Consider the following 12,043-nt stretch of genomic DNA (forward strand, 5'->3'; position numbering starts at 1 on the left):
GCGAGGCGGGATTCCAGCAGCCAATCGGCGTCGCCCAGCTCCTCCATCGTCGCCTCGCCGCGTTCGGCGCGGGCGAGAAGGGCGAGCGCGGGGGCGATGCCGAACAGGTCGGCGATCGTCTCGCCCGGCCGTGGCTGGACGGCCTGGTGAAGGAAGCCGAGGCTGCCGTTGATCGTGACGGTGCCCGAGCGGGGTTGGCGCTCGCCCGAGATGAGCTTCAGCAGCGCCGTCTTGCCGACGCCGTTGCGGCCGACGAGGCCGGTGCGTTCCGTGGTGAAGCTGAGCGTGAGGCCCGAAAGGACCGGATGGCCTTCAGGCGTGGACCAGGCGAGGTTGGAAAGAGCGATCGAGGCGGACATGGATGCGGGTTTCCCGAGCAGCGGAACGGACAAAGGTTGCTGTCGGGTTGAAATCCATGATCTGGTATATCCGCTTATGCGATTGACCGGCAATGAGATAGGACATGCGAGGGCCATGTTCAACCACCCGTCCGCCCGGCGGGATGGGTTGGGCCCGAGGAGAGGATGGATGGCGCGCAAGGCATCCGGGGGATCGGCGAAGGGCGGGACAGGGCAGCCCGTGCTGCTTTCGGGCGGCAATCCGCAGATCGCCAAGGGCGACGGTGATGGCCCGGTGCAGGCCTATATCGCCGCCATGCCCGGCTGGAAAAGCGAAGCCGGGCGCCGGCTGGACGCGCTGATCGAGCGGACCGTGCCCGGCGTGCGCAAGGCGGTGAAGTGGAACTCGCCCTTATACGGCGTGGAAGGGCAGGGCTGGTTCCTCGGCGTGCATTGCTTCACCCGCTATATCAAGCTGGCCTTCTTTCGCGGCGCCGCGCTGCGGCCGCTGCCGCCGGTGGACTCCAAGGACAAGGATACGCGTTACTTCCACATCCACGAAGATGATGCGCTGGACGAGGACGCGCTGGCGGACTGGATCAGGCAGGCGGCGGCGCTGCCCGGCTGGGTTCCGTAGCGCAAGGCAAGGAGGAAGGATCGACATGGCCAACGGCGCGACCGCGGACGACAAATCCCCATCCAGGCTGATCGACGAGCGGATCAGGGCGTTGGGCGACTGGCGCGGCGAGATGCTCGCCCGCCTGCGCGCCCTGATCCTGGAGGCCGACCCCGACATGGTCGAGGAATGGAAATGGCGCGGGGTTCCGGTCTGGTATCATGACGGCATGGTCTGCACCGGCGAGACCTACAAGACGGCCGTGAAGATGACCTTCGCCAAGGGCGCGGCGCTGGATGACCCCGCCGGCCTGTTCAACGCGAGCCTCGACGGCAATACCCGCCGCGCGATCGACTTCCACGAGGGCGATGCCATCGACGAGCCGGCGCTGAAGGCGCTGGTCCGCGCGGCGGTGGCGCTGAACGGGAAGAAGGGCTGAGAAGCGTCCGCCGGAATAGCCTTCACGATGCGCTTTCCAGGCGCAGGCGGATGTCGCGATAAGCAGCCGCCAGCAGCGCGCCCAGCGCGGCGTCGTCGACCGGCTGGCCACGGCGCAGCTTTACGTGCCGCATGCGCTTGCCGGTGCCTTCCAGGAGGCCCGCCGGGTCTTCCAGCGCCGCGCCATGGAAAAAACCCGACGTTCACGTGACTGGTAAAGGCGTCGACATATCCAAATGCAGCGCCGCCGACGCAGGCGGTGGGCTGCCCGTCATGGAGCAGCTCGCGAACGTCGGGTCCGCACGCCCGCATGCGATCGAACCACAGCCTGGCCAGGCTTCGCAATTCATCCGCGCCCGCCGCGAACCATGGATCGACGTTCGGATCCACTGACGGCGCCGGAAAGGCGAAAGAGTTGGTTCATGCGGCAAGATTGCCACCGCTACCCGCGATGTCGAGCGGGATCGTCTCCATGTTATCCGACAGCATCAATGAGGGTGAAAACTTGCTCCGGCGTCATGGCTTGGTGCCAAGGCGGTGCTGGTGCCGGCTACAGGATTCGAACCCGTGGCCCCCTGATTACAAATCAGGTGCTCTACCAACTGAGCTAAGCCGGCGACCGACGCTCCATGCTTCAGGCGACGCCGAAGGTCCAGCCCTCCGTTGCGGTGATGGCGGGAGAAAATGGCGGGGCGGGATGCCAGAGGTGCGGCTGGCCGGCGGCGGTGCGGAGCCAGGCGGCGGTGACGAGCGCGTCGGCGCTGTGATCGTCATGATGCTCGGGCGCGGGCGGCGGGGCGCTGCCGAGGGCGGCGAGGGCCTGGGCGATGCTGGTCGCGTCGCGCATCTTGGTGCGGCCGGGCGGGCGGCCCGCGGCGACAGCGGCGATGCTGGTATATATCTCCACGATCAGCGGCCCTTTTTCGGGAAGGGGATCGAAGGGCCAGACCGGGATGCGGCCGGCGAGGCGGTGGCGGAGGCGCATGCCCGTGAGGCTGGATTTGCCGACCTGCTTGGCGCCGACCAGGTTGAAGCAAGAGGCCGGGCGAGCCTGCGTGCGGGTTTCGACCAGACGCATCCGGCCGGCGCCGCCGCCGAAATCCACGCCTTCCCGCCCGCGATGGCGGCGGAAATGGCGGGCGGCATCCTCATGATCGACAAAGCCGTTGGCGCCGAGATGGGGTTCGTCTTCACAGATGCCGTCCACCAGCGCCCAGAGCGCGCGGGCATCGGCGGGCGATCGATCCCAGCCGGGGAAGAAGGCGCCGCGATCGGCGAAAGGGAAGGAGGCGGAGAAATCGAAGCCGATCAGCATGTCCGCGCTTTCGTCGGCGCGATCGACCAGCCAATCGAGCACGGTTTGGCGGGACCAGCTTCCGGGCGGGCCGGCGAGGCGGGGCGGCCCGGCATCGGCATGGCATTCGGCGACCGCAATGCCGGGAAGCCTCTCCCCCCGTGCGCCCGACCAGTCGATGCAGGCGAAGCGGGTGAAGCGGCGCATCAGCCTTTCTTGACCGGGCGGGGCCTCGGGCGCGGGCGGCTGGCGGCCTGATCGCGCGCGCGTTCGATCATCAGCCGCACGCGATCGGTATCGGCGCTGTCATGGCGCACCAGCACGGCGGGCCAGCCGGCGTAATGGGGCGTCTGCCACCAGTTGTCTGGATCGGTCTCCATCAGCATCTCGACGGTGTCGCGATCGATATGGAGGCAGAAGGAACCCGCCTCGCGTCCCGGCGAAAGGATGGTGTGGCCATTGGCCTTGACCGCCGGCGCGCCATAGCTGGTCGACATTTCCGTGCCCGGCAGCGAAAGCGCGAAGGCGACGGCTTCCTCCCAGTTCATCCGCCGTTCCGTTCGCGGCGCAGCCTTTCCCAATAGGCCAGGCGTTCGGCGATCTTCGCCTCGAAACCGCGCGGGGAGGGGGCGTAATAGGTCTGGGGCCCCATCTCTTCCGGCCAATAGTCGGCGCCGGAAAACGCATCGGCCGTGTCGTGGTCGTAGGCGTAGTTCTTGCCGTAGCCGACATCCTTCATCAGCCGGGTCGGCGCGTTGAGGATCGACTTGGGCGGCATCAGCGAGCCGGTTTCCTTCGCGGAGCGGAACGCCGCCTTCTGCGCGGCATAGGCCGCGTTCGATTTGGGCGCGGTGGCGAGATAGAGGCAAGCCTGCACGATCGCTAGCTCGCCTTCGGGCGAACCCAGGAAATCATAGGCATCCTTGGCGGCGAGGCACTGGACCAGGGCCTGCGGATCGGCGAGGCCGACATCTTCCGATGCGAAGCGGACGAGGCGGCGCAGCACGTAGAGCGGTTCCTCCCCCGCCGTGAGCATGCGCGCGAGATAATAAAGCGCGGCCTGCGGATCGGACCCGCGCAGGCTTTTGTGGAGCGCCGAGATCAGGTTGTAATGGCCCTCGCGATCCTTGTCGTAGACCGCGACGCGGCGATGGAGGAGCCCGGCGAGGCCGGCGGGATCGAGCGGCTCCGGCAGATCGACCGAAAAGAGCGTTTCCGCCTGGTTGAGGAGGAAGCGGCCGTCGCCATCGGCCGAGGCAACCAGGGCGGCGCGGGCTTCGGCCGTGAGCGGGAGGGGGCGGCCTTCGGCTTCCTCGGCGCGTGCGAGCAGGGTTTCCAGCGCCTTCGCGTCCAGCCGGTTGAGGATCAGCACCTGCGCGCGGGAGAGGAGGGCGGCGTTCAGCTCGAAACTGGGGTTTTCGGTGGTGGCGCCGACGAGGATGACGGTGCCGTCCTCCACATAGGGCAGGAAGCCGTCCTGCTGGGCACGGTTGAAGCGATGGATCTCGTCCACGAACAGCAGGGTGCGGGTGCCCATGCGGGCATGTTCGCGCGCTTCGGCGAAGATCTTCTTGAGATCGGCGACGCCGGAGAAGACGGCCGAGACCGCCGCGAAGCGCAGGCCCACCGCGTCGGCAAGCAGGCGGGAGATCGTCGTCTTGCCGGTGCCGGGCGGCCCCCAGAAGACCATCGAGGACAGGCGCCCGGCCGCGACCATGCGGCCGATCGCGCCATCCGGGCCGGTGAGATGTTCCTGGCCCACCACATCGGCGAGCGAGCGGGGACGCAGCCGATCCGCCAGCGGGGCGGTTTCCGGCGGAGTGGCGGCAAGGGCGGGAGCGAAGAGATCGGCCATCGCCCCGGAATATAGGGATGTGGGCGCATCGGCACAAAGGGCGGATGGCATGCGGGAGGGGGCTTGCATTCGTCACATCAAGATATATCTTAGACGCATCTAAAGGAGATATGACAGATGCGATTCGGATTTGGATTCCATGAAGGGCATGGCCGCCGCGGACGTGGCGGGCATTTCGGCCCGGGATTTGAAGGCGGCCGGGAGTTCGGCCATGAATTCGGCCGGCACGGCGGGCCGCGCGGCTTCCGGGGCGGGCGCTTCGCCATGGCCTGGGGCCTGGAAGGCGAGGAAGGCGGCGGCCGCCGGCGCCGCGTGTTCGACGGCGGCGAGCTGAGGCTCGTGCTGCTGAAGCTGATCGGGGACCAGCCGCGCCACGGCTACGACCTGATCCGCGCGATCGAGGAACTGACCGGCGGCGCCTATGCGCCGAGCCCCGGCGTGGTCTACCCCACGGTGACCCTGCTGCAGGACATGGACCTGATCGCCGAGGCGGAAGCCGAGGGCAACCGCAAGGCCTTTGCCATCACCGAAGCCGGCACGGCCCATCTGGCCGAGCGGCAGGCCGAGGTGGAGGCGCTGTTCGCGCGGTTGGCCGGGCTGGCCGAGGAGCGCGGGCGGCCCGACGTGATGGCGGTGCGCCGTGCGATGCACAACCTGCATGTCGTGCTGCGGCACCGGCTTTCGCGGCCGGACGTGACCCCCGAGACGATCCACGACGCCGTGGCGCTGATCGACGAGGTGGCCCGCAAGATCGAGCGGATGTGAAGACGTCTCGGCTCGATATCATGCGGCGGCGGCTGGGGATCGACCCGGCCGCCCCTACATATGCGCGATCCGCGGGCGCGCGTTGGGGCCGTATCGCCCCCACGCGCTTTCCCGCACGGACATGGGAAGGGAGTAGCCCGTTGACCAACCCGACGACGACCAGTGCCGCCGCCAGCGTGCCGACCAGCCATGGCAGCCGTTACCTGCAGCAGCTCTGCAAGCATTGGGCGCATAATCTGAAGGTGGAGTTCACCGCCGATCACGGCACGGTGACCTTCCCGAAGGACGCGCGCGGCGCCGATTTTCCGGGCGACGCCGTTGCCACCTTCGATGCGGCGGCGGATGCGCTGACGGTGCGGATCGATGCGAGCTCGCCCGAGCAGCTGGAGGCGCTGAAGGGCGCGGTGGCCCGCCACCTCGATCGCTTCGCCTTCCGCGAGGCGCCGCTGGCTTTCGACTGGCGGTAAGCCGAACCCCCGATCGGGGTAAAGACAAAGGCCGGGCCGCCTCCGTGGCGACCCGGCCTTTTCATGTCCTGGGGGATCAGCCCTCGCGTTCGAAGGCGACGCTGATCTTCAGCTCCACCTGGTCCGGCACCATCGGGATGCCGTAGCTGATCCCGAAATCGCTCCGGCGGATCTTGGTTTCGGCTTCGAAGCCGACCGTATCCTTCTTGTTCATCGGGCCGACGCCGGCGCCTTCGAACTCGGCATCGAGCACGACCTGCTTGGTCACGCCCTTGATGGTGAGATCGCCGGTGATCTTCGCATCGTTGCCGTCGACGGTGATGTTCGTCGATTTGAAGGTGGCGGTGGGGAATTTGGCGGCATCGAAGAAATCGGGGCCGAGCAGATGCTTGGTGAGGCCATCGCTGTTCGTGGCGACCTTGGCGATCGGAATCTCGATCGCGACGCTGGCGGCGGCAGGATTGGCGGGATCAAGCTTCAGCGTGCCGGTGGCGTTGCCGAACAGGCCGAAATAATCGTTGAAACCGAGGTGGTTCACCTCGAACAGCACCTGGGTGTGGGCGCTGTCGACGGTGTAGGTTCCGGCCTTCACCCGCGACGGATCCTTGGCGCCCGGCGCGGTGGTGGGCATCTGGGCGATGACGGGGATGGCGACGGCGGACGTGACGGCAAGCGCCGCGGCGATCATGATCTTGCGCATTTCAGGCTCCGGTCGTTGAAAAGCCGCGCGAGGCTGACGGTGCGGCGCGCGACTGTCAAACCATCATTAGTGAAACGAAATGTTTCCGGAATGAGCGCGGAAAGGCAGGAGCGGCGGCGGCCGGAACGGAGCATGCCGGGGCCGCAGCGGGGTTCGCCGGCCGGCGGATCAACGGGGGGAGCGATCCGGCCGGCCGACGATGCTGGCAGGTGCCCCGCGGGCGGGGCTCCTAGCGATCGGTGCCCTTCCTGTCGGCGATGGCGTTCAGCACCGCGCGCTTGGCCACTTCGACCACCGCTTCGGCGGCGTCGACGGCGGCATTGGCGTCATCCTCGCTCTTCTTCGGCTTGCCGTCGTCGATCGGGCTGTCCTTGTCCTTCTCCTCGGCTTCCTTGAAGGCTTTGTCCGTCTTTTCGGACAAGGCTTTGAGGCGCTTGATCGGTCCGAACATGCTCAGTGCTCCTGCGGGATCAGAACCGCGACCGGGGATGAGCATCCGCTGGCGCCGGACCGGAGTCAATCGACGGCCCGGCCCCCGTCAGGGGCGCGGGGACGCGGCGAGGCCGGCGGGCTGCGGTGGCAAAGGTGCGGGAACGAAATGATTTTAAGGCACGTGGCGCAAGCGGAAGGGCCCCGCGCGGCGGCGGGGAAATCTTAGGAGGTAGCAGCGGCGAATTGGGGTAGCCACTGGCCGCCGCCCGGAAAAGCGGCCGGGGCAGGGCCGTCAGAGCAGCTTTTCGATCGCGCCGCGCAGATTCTCGGGCTTGGTGGTGGGGGCGAAGCGATCGACGACATGGCCCTGGCGATCCACCAGGAACTTGGTGAAGTTCCACTTGATGCCTTCGGTGCCGAGCACGCCCTTCGCCTCATGCTTGAGATACTTATAGAGCGGGTGCGCATTTTCGCCGTTGACGTCGATCTTGGCGAACATCGGGAACTTCACGTCATATTTCAGCGTGCAGAAATTGGCGATTTCGGTCGCGTCCCCCGGCTCCTGCGCACCGAACTGGTTGCAGGGAAAGCCCAGCACGGCGAGGCCGCGATCGGCATAGGCCTCGTGCAGCTTTTCCAGCCCTTCATATTGCGGGGTGAAGCCGCACTTGCTGGCGGTGTTCACGATCAGCAGCACCTTGCCGCGATAATTGGCGAGCGAGGCCTGAGCCCCGTTGATCGTTTCCGCCTGGAAATCATAGATGCCGGCCATGCGATTCGTCCCCTCCAATGTCTTTGCCGGAGGATGCCCGCATGGCGCGGCGTTGCAAGCGGCCAGAATTGGCCCGGGCGCAGGCTTTCAGCGGCGCAGATCGGCGACGCGGGCGCGTTCCTCGGCGGGGATCAGCTCCTCCAGCACCGTCCAGAAGCCGGCGACGGCGCCCTGGCCCGCCTCGGCATAAGCGCGCGACAGGCGGGCGCGCAGCGCCTCGAACAGCTCGGCCTCCAGCGCCGCGCCGGCAGGCGTGAGGCGAAGCAGGCGCTGGCGGCGATCCTCCCGCCCGACGCGGCTTTCGATCATGCCGCGCTCGCTCAGCTCGTTGAGGACGCGGCCGAGCGACTGCTTGGTGATGCCCAGGATGCGAAGCAGGTCGCTGACGGTGAGATCGGGCTGGCGGGCGATGAAGTAGAGCGCGCGATGATGGGCGCGGCCCAGGCCCTGGCGGCCGAGCCCGGCCTCGATCTCGCGATAGAGATGGCTGTAGCCGAAATAGAGCAGTTCGACGCCACGGCGGATCTCGGATTCGCGCAGAAAGAGAGGGGATGCAGATTGGACAGCCATATTGCCCTATATAGCTATTTGCCCGCCACCCGCGCAACCGGCGAGCGGATTTCTTTGGCCATGGTCCGCGGATGATCCGAAAAAGCCTGTATTTCATATAATTGTCACATAAGCCTTACGCCCTGTTTACCCTTCGGCGCCTATCCGGCGGCATCGGAACCGGAAATGGGGCGACGGGTGACGCGAGCGGGCGAGGACAGGGCGCGGGCGAGGGCGGATGCCGCCATGGCGGATTGGGAAGCCGCCGCGCATCCGGCGATCCGCATCGATGCCCCGCTGGCGGATGCGATCGACATATTCCGCGCGGCGCCGACCCTGCGGCTGCTGCCCGTGATCGACGGCGATGCCCGGCCGCTGGGCGCGATATTCGAGGCGGACCTGAAGCGCATATTGTTCAATCCGTTCGGCCATGCGCTGCTGAGCAATCCGGGGATCGGCATCGGCATGGCGCTGGCCAACCATGTGCGCCCTTGCCCCACCGCGCCGCATGACATGGCGGCGGGCGCGTTGCTGGATGCTTATGCCGCCAGCGGCGGGCGCGAGGGGCTGATCCTGACGCGCGAGGGCCGCTATGCCGGGGTGATGGCGAACGGCGCGCTGCTGCGGCTGGCCGCCCGGCGCGAGGCGGAGCGCGCGGCGGGCGCGGCCGCGCGGCTGGCGGCGATGGATGCCGCGAGCGAGCGTTTCCGCAGTGAGGCGGCGGCACTGGCGGACGAACTAAGCGCGCTTTCGACCACCGTGCTCCACGCCGCGAGCGGCATCGCCGAGCGCGCGACGCTGAACGGCGCGCGGGTGAGCGCGGTCGCGAGCGCGGCCTCGCAGGCGTCGGTCAACATGGCGGAGGTGGCGGCGCAGGGCCACGGGCTGGCCGGCGCGCTGGATCATGTGCGCGAGACGATGCGCGTGGCCAGGGCATCGACGGTGGATGCGGTGGCGATCGTGGCCGATGGCGGCACGCGGGCGGCGGGGCTTGCCGAAGCCGCCAACGAGATAGGCGGCGTGGTGACGCTGATCGAGACCATCGCCGGCAAGGTGAACCTGCTGGCGATCAACGCCACGATCGAGGCCGCGCGGGCCGGCGAGGCGGGGCGCGGCTTCGCGGTGGTGGCGCATGAGGTGAAATCGCTCGCCTCGCAGACCAAGGCGGCGGCGGCCGGCATCCACGGCCAGGTCGCCCATATCCGCCAGGCGATCGGCGCGGTGCATGCGGGACATGGGGATATCGAGACGATCGTGTCGCGGATCGACGCCTTTGCCGGGGCGATGGAGGAGGCGGTGGCCGAGCAAGGACGAGCCACCCACGCCATCGCCGCCAATGTGAGCGAGGCGGTGACCGCATCGGCCCACATCCATCAGAATGCCGAGGCGATCAACGAGGCGGCGATGGCGGCGGCGGCGAAGGCCTGCGACATGGAGGAGATGGCCGCCGTGCTGGCCGACCGATCGGGCCGGCTGCGCGGCAAGGTGGGCGCGTTCCTGGAGGAGATACGCGCCGCCTGAAACCGGGGGCGAGGGGGGCCGCTTGGGGCGCGTGTGCCTCAGGCTTTCTCCTTGCAGGTTGCGATAACCTTGTCCTCTTCCGGCTTGCCGCCCTTCGTGCCTTCGTAGAGCGTGGCCTCGAAGCCCTTGGTCCACCAGGTCAGCGTCTTGCCGGGACCCCGGCCATCGTCGCTGGTGTAGCGGGCGCCCGAGGCGGAGCGCGCGATATCGAGATCGTAGACCTTGCCCTGGAAGCTGATCTTCACCTCGGCATCGTCGGGATCGCTATTGTCGTAATGCGCGATGATCGTGGTGGCCGGCACGCAGCTATAGGTCACTTCGCGCAGCGCCGAGGCCGGAGCGGCGGCGTTTGCGTCCACCGCATTGGCATCGGCGGCATTTGCCGCATCCGCCATGGACGGCGCGGACGTGACCATATTGTCGACCGGCTCGATTTCCGTGGCGGTCGGCTGGCTGGTGGGGGAAGGGCTGCCCGAATCGCCGCAGGCCGCCAGCAGGGCGAGCGCCGCGATCGGAGCAGTGCGGAGCAGATGGTGGGCCATCGCCTGATCCTCTTGCAATTTGCCGTGGCGGCAGGCTGCAAAAACCGGCGGCGGCTGTCGAGCCAATTCGATGGAAAAAGTGGAGCGATGGTGGGTCCGCCGCCCACCATATTATGCGCCATTTAGTCAATATATAAGCCATGTCTGGCGCTGTGTGTTAATTCAGTGCCCCCACGGGTGCCCCCAAAATAATTTGCACCTACTCCGCAGCGATTTGGATATCGAACATATCGGGAACACAATGGCGGCTGGCCAAGGATGATTCGAGGGGAATATGACACCAGAACCAGTCTACGAGGCAACAGCCGAAGCGTGGGCGCAGTTGCTCGCGATGGTCGAGCAGCATGGCGATGGGGTGGGCGATGCGATCATGGCCGCCCTGGTCGCCGCGCGCGATGCCGGCCGAACCGATGCCGTCCATGCCTGGTATCGCATCGGCGCCGCGCTGGTCGAGTTCGACTGCCGCCCGGCCCTGCCGAATTGAGGAGCGGGAGCATGGAGCGCGAAAAACACAACACCCGCCTGTGGTCCCAGTTGGAGGTGGAAATCATGGTCCGATACGAGATCGGGCAGATGCCGCCCTATTTGATCCAGCGGCTTCGGTCCAAGGATCGGCTGGAGCGGGATCAGGCCAAGGATGAGGTCGCCCAACGGATAAGTCGTCGGTTCGCGGGGCTCGATGTCTATGGGCCGGAGGCCGCCGGCCAACCGTTCCCGCACATCGGCGTCACGAGCGCGTCATGACGGCGCGACCACCACAGCCGTGGGCGCTGAAGTGGCCGCCACCGTGCCCTCCTCTAACCGGCAACGACATTAAAAAATATCGGTTCTCCGGACAATCCGGAGTGTCGTGACATGACACTGATTCCTCCTGGGCAGGGATATCCGGCGGCGGATGAAAAATAGTTGTTGCAGTGTCCGGAAAGCGGACATATAAGGTTCCAACGACGGGCGATGGGCCGGTCGAACTCCAGAGGGAGAAGTTGAGATGACCACCTACACGATCCTTTCCGGCGAAGGCGAAGTCCAGGCGCAGGGCCTGACGCTCACCGAAGCCGCTCACGAAATTCTGACCAGCGACAGCCGCGAGTACGACGTTCGTCAGGATGATGACGGGGGTTTCACGCTCTGGACCCGCCAGCAGGTCGCGAACCGGGGCTGGGAAATGACCACCTTCTTTTCGACCAACTCCGACCGGAAACAGGCCGAAGATGAAATCTTCACCGCCATCGTGCTGAGCCCGCGCTTTCGCGGTCACTGCGAGGCGATCACCGACGAGGCCTATGCCGAGATGCTGGCCCAGGGCGCCGAGGACGAAGAGTGAGCCCGGCCGAGTTCGATACTCGCCGCCGTTCGCTGGGGCTGTCCGTCGATGAGACGGCGGCCCTGTGCGGCGTCCAGGACCGCACGGTGCGGCGCTGGCAGTCGGGAGCCACGCCGATCCCGGCCGACGCGTCGGGCGCGCTGGAGTCTCTGGAAGACGCCATGGGGCTAGCGGTTGACGAGCTGGTAACGTTCGCCACGGATAGGGTAGCGAAAGGGCCGGTCCTACTGTGGCGCTATCGCACGCAGGCTGAACAGGATCGCAGCCCACATGCGCGCAGCCTGCCGCTCGGTGCCCACGCAATGATGATCGCATGGGCAGCGGATGCGCTGGAGGCCGAAGGGATCGACGTGGATATCGAGTGGGCGGGTGACGAAGCTTGAAGGCCTGGTCGAAGACGACCTCAATCTCCCGAATCTGAGGGGCGCGC

At 67.1% G+C, this 12,043-nt stretch carries 19 protein-coding genes and 1 tRNA gene; 9 read left to right on the forward strand and 11 right to left on the reverse strand.

Annotation, left to right across the window (positions count from 1 at the left end; translation table 11 throughout):
• Positions 1–359 (reverse strand): ATP-binding cassette domain-containing protein (locus BHE75_RS09180; protein WP_139181830.1); only part of this gene is annotated, 359 nt, incomplete at its 3' end.
• Positions 360–528: 169 nt separating this feature from the next.
• Between BHE75_RS09180 and BHE75_RS09185 the strand changes: the two genes are divergently transcribed.
• The gene (locus tag BHE75_RS09185) at positions 529–975 is read left to right on the forward strand and encodes a DUF1801 domain-containing protein (protein ID WP_070933669.1); all 447 of its coding nucleotides are present in this window, start codon (positions 529–531) and stop codon (positions 973–975) included.
• A 25-nt stretch (positions 976–1,000) separates the two neighbouring features.
• On the forward strand, positions 1,001–1,393 hold the full coding sequence (locus tag BHE75_RS09190) for a DUF1801 domain-containing protein (RefSeq protein ID WP_070933670.1): 393 nt from the start codon (positions 1,001–1,003) through the stop codon (positions 1,391–1,393).
• Between the two features lie 22 nt (positions 1,394–1,415).
• On the opposite strand, the gene BHE75_RS24675 is transcribed toward BHE75_RS09190, so the two are convergent.
• The 5 genes from BHE75_RS24675 to BHE75_RS09215 all read right to left on the reverse strand — a co-directional run bounded on the left by BHE75_RS24675 (position 1,416) and on the right by BHE75_RS09215 (position 4,541).
• Complete coding sequence (locus BHE75_RS24675) at positions 1,416–1,526, reverse strand: hypothetical protein (RefSeq protein ID WP_368073063.1); 111 nt, start codon at positions 1,524–1,526, stop codon at positions 1,416–1,418.
• A 407-nt stretch (positions 1,527–1,933) separates the two neighbouring features.
• Positions 1,934–2,009 (reverse strand) — tRNA-Thr (locus tag BHE75_RS09200).
• Between the two features lie 17 nt (positions 2,010–2,026).
• A complete protein-coding gene (locus tag BHE75_RS09205; protein WP_070933671.1) occupies positions 2,027–2,893 on the reverse strand; it encodes a hypothetical protein in 867 nt (288 codons plus the stop codon).
• Positions 2,893–3,234, reverse strand: a complete 342-nt coding sequence (locus BHE75_RS09210; RefSeq protein WP_070933672.1) for an MmcQ/YjbR family DNA-binding protein — start codon at positions 3,232–3,234, stop codon at positions 2,893–2,895. Before BHE75_RS09210 ends, BHE75_RS09205 begins: the two co-directional genes overlap by 1 nt.
• Positions 3,231–4,541, reverse strand: a complete 1,311-nt coding sequence (locus BHE75_RS09215) for a replication-associated recombination protein A (RefSeq protein WP_070933673.1) — start codon at positions 4,539–4,541, stop codon at positions 3,231–3,233. Before BHE75_RS09215 ends, BHE75_RS09210 begins: the two co-directional genes overlap by 4 nt.
• Positions 4,542–4,658: 117 nt before the next feature.
• Here BHE75_RS09215 and BHE75_RS09220 point away from each other — a divergent pair, with 117 nt between their 5' ends.
• Both BHE75_RS09220 and BHE75_RS09225 read left to right on the forward strand, forming a co-directional pair.
• Positions 4,659–5,306 (forward strand): PadR family transcriptional regulator, encoded by a 648-nt coding sequence (locus BHE75_RS09220; RefSeq protein ID WP_070933674.1) that lies wholly within the window; start codon positions 4,659–4,661, stop codon positions 5,304–5,306.
• A 140-nt stretch (positions 5,307–5,446) separates the two neighbouring features.
• Complete coding sequence (locus tag BHE75_RS09225; protein WP_015460314.1) at positions 5,447–5,773, forward strand: DUF2218 domain-containing protein; 327 nt, start codon at positions 5,447–5,449, stop codon at positions 5,771–5,773.
• Between the two features lie 76 nt (positions 5,774–5,849).
• Here BHE75_RS09225 and BHE75_RS09230 read toward each other — a convergent pair whose 3' ends face one another.
• From BHE75_RS09230 to BHE75_RS09245, 4 genes are all read right to left on the reverse strand, one after another.
• On the reverse strand, positions 5,850–6,473 hold the full coding sequence (locus BHE75_RS09230; RefSeq protein ID WP_015460315.1) for a YceI family protein: 624 nt from the start codon (positions 6,471–6,473) through the stop codon (positions 5,850–5,852).
• Positions 6,474–6,702: 229 nt separating this feature from the next.
• Positions 6,703–6,924: a hypothetical protein gene (locus tag BHE75_RS09235; RefSeq protein ID WP_015460316.1), complete on the reverse strand. Its 222-nt coding sequence runs from the start codon at positions 6,922–6,924 to the stop codon at positions 6,703–6,705.
• Between the two features lie 273 nt (positions 6,925–7,197).
• Positions 7,198–7,677 (reverse strand): glutathione peroxidase, encoded by a 480-nt coding sequence (locus BHE75_RS09240; RefSeq protein ID WP_070933675.1) that lies wholly within the window; start codon positions 7,675–7,677, stop codon positions 7,198–7,200.
• An 87-nt stretch (positions 7,678–7,764) separates the two neighbouring features.
• Positions 7,765–8,247 carry a MarR family winged helix-turn-helix transcriptional regulator gene (locus tag BHE75_RS09245; RefSeq protein WP_015460318.1) on the reverse strand — a complete coding sequence of 161 codons (483 nt, stop codon included), beginning with the start codon at positions 8,245–8,247 and terminating at the stop codon, positions 7,765–7,767.
• Between the two features lie 177 nt (positions 8,248–8,424).
• Here BHE75_RS09245 and BHE75_RS09250 point away from each other — a divergent pair, with 177 nt between their 5' ends.
• Complete coding sequence (locus BHE75_RS09250) at positions 8,425–9,747, forward strand: methyl-accepting chemotaxis protein (protein ID WP_254684406.1); 1,323 nt, start codon at positions 8,425–8,427, stop codon at positions 9,745–9,747.
• Between the two features lie 38 nt (positions 9,748–9,785).
• Here the strand turns inward: BHE75_RS09250 and BHE75_RS09255 are convergent, their stop codons facing one another.
• Entirely contained in the window at positions 9,786–10,289 is a 504-nt protein-coding gene (locus BHE75_RS09255; protein ID WP_015460320.1) for an MliC family protein, read from the reverse strand.
• Between the two features lie 274 nt (positions 10,290–10,563).
• Here BHE75_RS09255 and BHE75_RS24015 point away from each other — a divergent pair, with 274 nt between their 5' ends.
• From BHE75_RS24015 to BHE75_RS09270, 4 genes are all read left to right on the forward strand, one after another.
• Positions 10,564–10,773: a hypothetical protein gene (locus BHE75_RS24015; protein WP_139181685.1), complete on the forward strand. Its 210-nt coding sequence runs from the start codon at positions 10,564–10,566 to the stop codon at positions 10,771–10,773.
• An 11-nt stretch (positions 10,774–10,784) separates the two neighbouring features.
• Positions 10,785–11,033, forward strand: coding sequence for a hypothetical protein (locus BHE75_RS09260; RefSeq protein ID WP_015457802.1), 249 nt, complete (start codon positions 10,785–10,787; stop codon positions 11,031–11,033).
• 244 nt (positions 11,034–11,277) lie between these two features.
• Positions 11,278–11,613 (forward strand): hypothetical protein, encoded by a 336-nt coding sequence (locus BHE75_RS09265; RefSeq protein ID WP_015457801.1) that lies wholly within the window; start codon positions 11,278–11,280, stop codon positions 11,611–11,613.
• Positions 11,610–11,996: a helix-turn-helix domain-containing protein gene (locus BHE75_RS09270; RefSeq protein ID WP_015457800.1), complete on the forward strand. Its 387-nt coding sequence runs from the start codon at positions 11,610–11,612 to the stop codon at positions 11,994–11,996. Before BHE75_RS09265 ends, BHE75_RS09270 begins: the two co-directional genes overlap by 4 nt.
• The last annotated feature ends 47 nt before the right edge of the window (positions 11,997–12,043 follow it).

Source organism: Edaphosphingomonas haloaromaticamans, from assembly GCF_001853345.1.
GTDB lineage: Bacteria > Pseudomonadota > Alphaproteobacteria > Sphingomonadales > Sphingomonadaceae > Sphingomonas_E > Sphingomonas_E fennica.

Excerpts from the sequence above, each read along its gene's own strand:
- BHE75_RS09185 (WP_070933669.1), top strand. The coding sequence starts at position 529 with ATGGCGCGCAAGGCATCCGGGGGATCGGCGAAGGGCGGGACAGGGCAG.
- BHE75_RS09190 (WP_070933670.1), top strand. The coding sequence starts at position 1,001 with ATGGCCAACGGCGCGACCGCGGACGACAAATCCCCATCCAGGCTGATC.
- BHE75_RS09215 (WP_070933673.1), bottom strand. The coding sequence starts at position 4,541 with ATGGCCGATCTCTTCGCTCCCGCCCTTGCCGCCACTCCGCCGGAAACC.
- BHE75_RS09260 (WP_015457802.1), top strand. The coding sequence starts at position 10,785 with ATGGAGCGCGAAAAACACAACACCCGCCTGTGGTCCCAGTTGGAGGTG.
- BHE75_RS09205 (WP_070933671.1), bottom strand. The coding sequence starts at position 2,893 with ATGCGCCGCTTCACCCGCTTCGCCTGCATCGACTGGTCGGGCGCACGG.
- BHE75_RS09230 (WP_015460315.1), bottom strand. The coding sequence starts at position 6,473 with ATGCGCAAGATCATGATCGCCGCGGCGCTTGCCGTCACGTCCGCCGTC.
- BHE75_RS09210 (WP_070933672.1), bottom strand. The coding sequence starts at position 3,234 with ATGAACTGGGAGGAAGCCGTCGCCTTCGCGCTTTCGCTGCCGGGCACG.
- BHE75_RS09235 (WP_015460316.1), bottom strand. The coding sequence starts at position 6,924 with ATGTTCGGACCGATCAAGCGCCTCAAAGCCTTGTCCGAAAAGACGGAC.
- BHE75_RS24675 (WP_368073063.1), bottom strand. The coding sequence starts at position 1,526 with ATGCGGCACGTAAAGCTGCGCCGTGGCCAGCCGGTCGACGACGCCGCG.
- BHE75_RS09240 (WP_070933675.1), bottom strand. The coding sequence starts at position 7,677 with ATGGCCGGCATCTATGATTTCCAGGCGGAAACGATCAACGGGGCTCAG.
- BHE75_RS24015 (WP_139181685.1), top strand. The coding sequence starts at position 10,564 with ATGACACCAGAACCAGTCTACGAGGCAACAGCCGAAGCGTGGGCGCAG.
- BHE75_RS09265 (WP_015457801.1), top strand. The coding sequence starts at position 11,278 with ATGACCACCTACACGATCCTTTCCGGCGAAGGCGAAGTCCAGGCGCAG.
- BHE75_RS09245 (WP_015460318.1), bottom strand. The coding sequence starts at position 8,247 with ATGGCTGTCCAATCTGCATCCCCTCTCTTTCTGCGCGAATCCGAGATC.
- BHE75_RS09255 (WP_015460320.1), bottom strand. The coding sequence starts at position 10,289 with ATGGCCCACCATCTGCTCCGCACTGCTCCGATCGCGGCGCTCGCCCTG.
- BHE75_RS09220 (WP_070933674.1), top strand. The coding sequence starts at position 4,659 with ATGCGATTCGGATTTGGATTCCATGAAGGGCATGGCCGCCGCGGACGT.